Source organism: Staphylococcus sp. HMSC077D08, from assembly GCF_001837945.1.
GTDB lineage: Bacteria > Bacillota > Bacilli > Staphylococcales > Staphylococcaceae > Staphylococcus > Staphylococcus epidermidis.
Genome location: NZ_KV834821.1, coordinates 1 through 4,395 on the forward strand (window position 1 = coordinate 1; position 4,395 = coordinate 4,395).

At 31.1% G+C, this 4,395-nt stretch carries 5 protein-coding genes and 1 pseudogene; all 6 read right to left on the minus strand.

Annotation, left to right across the window (positions count from 1 at the left end; genetic code table 11):
- Window positions 1-109, minus strand: a pseudogene (locus HMPREF2663_RS13240) (pathogenicity island protein); the annotation flags it as partial.
- A gap of 336 nt (window positions 110-445) precedes the next feature.
- A complete protein-coding gene (locus tag HMPREF2663_RS10170) occupies window positions 446-1,087 on the minus strand; it encodes a pathogenicity island protein (RefSeq protein ID WP_070846363.1) in 642 nt (213 codons plus the stop codon).
- On the minus strand, window positions 1,088-1,444 hold the full coding sequence (locus HMPREF2663_RS10175) for a hypothetical protein (protein ID WP_070846365.1): 357 nt from the start codon (window positions 1,442-1,444) through the stop codon (window positions 1,088-1,090).
- A complete protein-coding gene (locus tag HMPREF2663_RS10180) occupies window positions 1,437-1,790 on the minus strand; it encodes a pathogenicity island protein (protein ID WP_070846367.1) in 354 nt (117 codons plus the stop codon). The genes HMPREF2663_RS10175 and HMPREF2663_RS10180 overlap by 8 nt, the downstream gene beginning before the upstream one ends.
- Window positions 1,791-2,031: 241 nt before the next feature.
- The gene (locus HMPREF2663_RS10185; protein WP_070846369.1) at window positions 2,032-3,399 is read right to left on the minus strand and encodes a DNA primase family protein; all 1,368 of its coding nucleotides are present in this window, start codon (window positions 3,397-3,399) and stop codon (window positions 2,032-2,034) included.
- 11 nt (window positions 3,400-3,410) lie between these two features.
- Window positions 3,411-4,280, minus strand: a complete 870-nt coding sequence (locus HMPREF2663_RS10190; protein WP_070846371.1) for a primase alpha helix C-terminal domain-containing protein — start codon at window positions 4,278-4,280, stop codon at window positions 3,411-3,413.
- Window positions 4,281-4,395: the final 115 nt, after the last annotated feature.

The window sequence follows — 4,395 nt, forward strand, 5'->3', positions numbered from 1 at the left end:
TAAGTATCTTGGACTTAGTTATATACTTATCTGTTGAGTTCTTAATGGTATCGAAAATTCTTAAATATTCGGATGGTACAGATTGATTTTTATTTAATGTATCTATCATGTTTTATTCCTCGTTTTATTTAGTATTCCCTTTCTGTTTACTAACTTCCTAAAACGGTAATGATACATTTAATTTTCCCTCACACTCTAATTATATCAAAATTACACCAAAAACACAAACTTATGTTCCTTTTTTCACTCATTTTATTTTATGCTTAACAACCCTTATAAACATTGAATTATCAACTTTTATAAGTTTTTTTATATACTATCACACACTACGATAAAAGAACATATGTTCTTTTTATTTGTGTTTTAACCCCTCTCGAAAATTAAGCGCTTAGCTTTTTTTAGTTTTTATATAGGAGCCACACACTACATGCGACCCCTTATTTAGCTACTTACTCACACTATAGTACGATTCTTTCAACTCACTTAACTTACGCTCTAATGCCTTGTAATCGTCTTGTGTAGCGTGTTCATCTTGCACAAACTCAGTAACCAACTTCAGCCCCTCAACTAATTCTGTCGCTGGCTCATTGATTCCAGTAGCTAATTGGTACAACATTTCAATATTACCTATCACATCAGCATTACTCGACTGAATGCCCTCAAGCTCATCAACACCAAAATCTTTTTCCATATACTCGAACATATCAGTGTTATTGCTTTCTGCGAATGTCTCCAGTCCATACATGAAATAATCGTTATCGAACATGAAACTAGCCATCATATCGCTAATGGAGATGTGTTTATCATCTTCTATATCATAACCTGCATAATGACCGTCAATACTTTCTATGAGCTTCTCAGTGTGCTTAGGAGACGCTAACTCAAACGCTTTTCTCACATTACAATCCTTGATATATATGTGACCGTATAAATTACCATTCATAACTACATAAACCATATCAAACGGATCATTATATATTTTGAATCCAAACGGTGTTTCTCTACTACTTTCTAATAATCCAGTGTAATATCTTAATAACGTACCTGCTCTTGTTTCAAATTGATTTGCGATTATCTCTACATTCATTTAGTTTGCTCCTTTTTCTTTTATTCGTAATACTACCGGAACCCATGAAGCCTTATCTACATCTTCGGTGATAGCCAATGGTAATGGTGGTACTTTTCCATCTAATAAATACTTCTCAACATATCGTGGATTATGAATGATTGATATTTTATTTTCTTGATATAACTCCTGTATAACTGAACCTGATTCCGTTGCGCAATGATAGAAGAACACTCTATTTTTATTACCATCAAATGTAAGTGATCTATTGCCCTCAAAGGGTACGCATGCTTTATCAAATAGTGGTTCTAACTCATATATATAAGTGCTTCCATTCTCTCGGATAAATTCTAATACTTTATCTTTTAAGTTATTCATACGCCACCTCTTTATTTACACTAAAAGTTATTGGTAACCAATGGTAAGTATCTATATCATATGACTTCAAAACCGGTAAGTTTAATTCTTTACCGTCAACCATATAAATAACTGGCTCACAAATTTTCATATCTATTAATCCTTCGTTAACCAACTCACTTACTACATCAAATGCTTGTTTATTCCATCCATACCAAAACACAATATTGTTATTTTCTGCACTGGTATATGCTCCTTGACCTGTATAATCAAAATCGTTCTGCTCAAATACTTTTTCTATTTCAACAAATGATGTACCAGTATTATTTTTTATATAATCTATTAACTTACTTTGTATATTTTTCATTACAAAACCTCACAATATATTCTTTTTTCTCACACTATCCTGTAATGTGACAAAGCCTTTTATATCAATACTTACATTGTCTTTCTTACACCTTACAGATAATACTCCATAGTTATAATTTTATTTAAATGCTTTAATATTCTTATGAATAGTTATTTAAGTGTAAGGTGTAAGGTAGTCGTAATAAATTTAGTTATATCAACACTTATACGCCTTACACTTCTCTAATATTCCTTACAGATTAATGTAAGGTTTTTAATATAGTTCCGTTAGAATCGTATATTACATTGGTTGTATCTTTTACATAGAATCTTTTAGTTTTTTCTTGAGCTTTTGACCAGTAAGCTACTGATTTGTACCCTAATTTTGATAATTCTTTAGAAAAATTCATTTTATTCATATGATGATAGCCATTATTAGCACACCATATTTGATAGATTTCATATGCTTTATCAGTGTTTCTTCCCTCAACTACCGGCAATTGTCTATAGTCCTTGTCTGTCGCATCTTCTATGAATTGCAGAACTGGGTTATTATCCAATTGATACTCCTCTTTTGTCTTTCTAGCAATTTTCGGTTCTATAATCTCGTTATTTTCTAATGTTCTTTTTAAACCTTTTAAAGCTAAATTAAGTAAGGCTGACATATTATGTGGCGTTATCAATTTGTTCAATAACATTGGATCTTTTTTCTGCCCACCTTTGCCGAACTTACGCAGCATAGGAATAATTACCATACGTCTATAAAAACCTTCACTTTTATCATTACTCATTGGTAACTCATTACTTGCGAAGATGAGTTTTACATATGGCTTAAACTCAAAAGCATCTTGCCCTTTAAATTCAAGTGTGATGTAGTTTCCTGTTACAATGATTTTGAAATTGCCTGTATCCTTAATACGATTAGGATCTATATCATCAGCAATATTTACTAATTTACCTTGTAAGTTTGCAGGTTTAAATTTATCGTTTAAATCGTTAAAAGATAATGCTGTAGTATTTTCTGGATTATAGAAATGGTGCAATAATTTAAGTAATGTAGTTTTACCATTACCACCTGGACTATAGTAAAAGAAAGCAACTTGTAGGAAATTATCACGGTACAAACCATATCCAATCATTTCATAAATCAATTGTTCTACTTCTTCATCTTCATTTGATATATCTTTGATGAACTTTTCTATCAAATCGCTTTGAGCATCTTTGTCAAAATCAACATCAACAATATTAGTAATATAATATTGTGGACTAAACGACTTTAATTTATCTTCTACAGTGTCATATATACCGTTCTTTAAACCTATATAACGTGCTGAACATTGTTCTTGATAATTGTTCATGCATAAAGTTTTTAACTTCTGATATACTTCCTTATTTTGTTGTTCTCGTAATGACGGGATATATTTGATAGTCATTTTACGCACAACATCTATATTAAGTGGCTCGTACTTCTTGCCTGTAAAAACATGAGGGCGATTGTCGATATAGCAACCATGAAATTCTTCATAAAGAAATAAAGCAAACTCATAAAACTTAAATCTATTTCCATCAAAAAATTCTTTTTCATCAAATATTGATTTATCTTTCAAATAATCTGGAAATATTCCCATACTAAACCTCCTTATTGATGTTCTCTTTTGTATATTGATTCGAATGTGGCGTTAAACTCTCTTGAACTTAATGGAGGATTACAATTCTCATTCCACATATAACAATATGCATATACTAAAGGATCTGGTACATGTCTATTGAGTAATACACCTATTAATGATGTTAAAGTTTGATTTCGATTACCTGTTGAAACTCCAAAAGCAATCGACTTCCAAAAATCGTTATCACGTCGTTTTGGATATTTAAATTTAGTTAATTCTTTATGTTTTTCTCTGTATTTATCACACCACTGATTGAGAGTTTTAGTGTCTAAAATTGGTGCGTCATTATACTTATATATAAAAGTATATTTACCTTTTATATAAACTGGCAAAGCCATCGCTCTACTAGGTTGAAAACTCCCCTCATCTACTGGTTGACCTATCTTATTTGCTAACACTTTTGTATATTTTCGATAATCATCTGCACTTATTCGCTCATTCAAAGCGATATACAAGCGTATTCTAGGGCTTTCTGTTTGGTGATTAAACGTAGTATGCCAAAACCACGCAACGCCTTTTAAAGTGTCTGTAATTGCATCGTGTAGTAGTCTCAACTTAGGAACGTCGTCGTAGTCCAGCACTAGGACATCACGAAAAATCACGTTTTCGTCTTTACGATATTTCTTATATTCATTACCATTTTCATCAGTATCGTCTTTAATATCACCATAAACAGCAACACCACGAGCATATTTATTAGTATTGTTTTGTGGTATAGATAATCTATTAACTAACTCACTCCATTTAGGTTGCGAAAACTGTTTAAACGATCTTGAATCCAAACTTTCATACCAAATCACTGAAACTTGGGTATCATATTCTAAATTAATTTCTTTCAATTTTTTACACCTCTAATGAAACAACAAAGTAAAGATGTTATAATAATAATGTGTAATTTCTAAATTACTCTGTTGTTTATTTGTTAAATTTATGCGTTATCTGATTCTGTCGCCA

Coding starts and splice junctions, on each gene's coding strand:
- HMPREF2663_RS10180 (WP_070846367.1), bottom strand. CDS start 1,790: ATGAAAAATATACAAAGTAAGTTAATAGATTATATAAAAAATAATACT.
- HMPREF2663_RS10185 (WP_070846369.1), bottom strand. CDS start 3,399: ATGGGAATATTTCCAGATTATTTGAAAGATAAATCAATATTTGATGAA.
- HMPREF2663_RS10175 (WP_070846365.1), bottom strand. CDS start 1,444: ATGAATAACTTAAAAGATAAAGTATTAGAATTTATCCGAGAGAATGGA.
- HMPREF2663_RS10170 (WP_070846363.1), bottom strand. CDS start 1,087: ATGAATGTAGAGATAATCGCAAATCAATTTGAAACAAGAGCAGGTACG.